This window comes from Paraburkholderia sp. SIMBA_054, assembly GCF_046534875.1.
Classification (GTDB): domain Bacteria; phylum Pseudomonadota; class Gammaproteobacteria; order Burkholderiales; family Burkholderiaceae; genus Paraburkholderia; species Paraburkholderia hospita.
In genome coordinates this window covers 1-315 of record NZ_JAWRXV010000470.1, presented here as the reverse complement: position 1 = coordinate 315, position 315 = coordinate 1, and the positions used below count along the sequence as shown (strand labels likewise).

The window sequence follows — 315 nt, the reverse complement described above, 5'->3', positions numbered from 1 at the left end:
CAGTACCGCGGCGTTCTTGATCGCCGCTGCGTAGATGCCGGCCGCATCCAGGCCCGGCACGCCTTTCACGAAGGCGTCGGCGAACGCCGCATCCGAGCTCGTCCCGGTCATCAGGTTCGCGTAACCGGGCGAGGACCAGCGCGGCACCCAGCCGCTGTCGCGGTACTGCTGGAGGAAGCCGTCGATCATCGCTCCGGCCTGGCTCGGCGCAAACAGCGCCTGGGCCGCCCAGACCGTGCGGTAGGTGTCCCAGAAGCCGTTGTTGACGTAGAGCTTGCCGTCGGCGATCGCAGCACCGGTGTGGGGGGCCGTGGT

General features: G+C 69.2%; 1 protein-coding gene. It reads right to left on the bottom strand.

Annotated elements, in window-relative coordinates:
* On the bottom strand, positions 1-315 hold a 315-nt coding region (locus SB822_RS55955), incomplete at both ends, for a glycoside hydrolase domain-containing protein (protein ID WP_410858958.1).